This is a genomic window from Aeromonas allosaccharophila, assembly GCF_000819685.1.
Lineage (GTDB): Bacteria > Pseudomonadota > Gammaproteobacteria > Enterobacterales > Aeromonadaceae > Aeromonas > Aeromonas allosaccharophila.
This window is the reverse complement of the sequence record NZ_CDBR01000010.1, coordinates 1-598: the sequence shown is the minus strand read 5'-3', so window position 1 is coordinate 598 and position 598 is coordinate 1. Positions and strand designations below refer to the sequence as shown.

The 598-nt window shown below is 54.3% G+C and carries 2 protein-coding genes; both read right to left on the bottom strand.

Annotated features, from left to right (window positions below; genetic code table 11):
* The coding region (locus BN1115_RS01975; protein ID WP_042655841.1) for a DedA family protein at positions 1-360 on the bottom strand (360 nt) is incomplete at its 3' end.
* Between the two features lie 18 nt (positions 361-378).
* Positions 379-598 (bottom strand): transporter associated domain-containing protein (locus BN1115_RS01970; RefSeq protein ID WP_042655840.1); only part of this gene is annotated, 220 nt, incomplete at its 5' end.

Sequence of the window (598 nt, the reverse complement as noted above, 5' to 3'; positions counted from 1 at the left end):
GTACTTGTCCAGCAGGTGGTAGACCTTCTGCTGGTGTCGCTCTTCCACATGGGACATCAGCCGGTGGTAGAGCTGGGTATGGCCGAGGAAGCGCCCCTGCATGTAACCGAGCCAGGTGCCGACAAAGGTAGCCATGATCAACAGCGGGATCACCCCGAGTGACAACACATCCTGATAGATAAGCACGCCGGTGAGGATCAGCAGGCTGTCACCGGGCAGAAAGGCGGTAGGGATGAATCCGTTCTCCAGTACCAGAAACGTCAAAATCACACCACAGATCATGAAGGCCATCTTGGGATCGGAAAGTGTGTTCAGATCGTGATTCATAAAGGCGTGAGCCAGTTGGTAAAACTGCTCCATACTTGCAAACTCCGCAGGTTAGCTGGGTTGATCGGTCAAGGGCATGGCGAGCACCTTGTCGATGCGCAGGCCATCCATGTCAACAATTTCCAGTTGCCACTGTTCCAGTGTCACCAGGTCTCCGGTGTGTGGAACACGACCAAGGAGCAGCATGATAAGCCCTCCGAGGGTGTGATAGTGATGTTTTTCTTCTTCTGGCAGACGAACCAGCTCCAGACAGTCCTTCAACTCCGGCAGC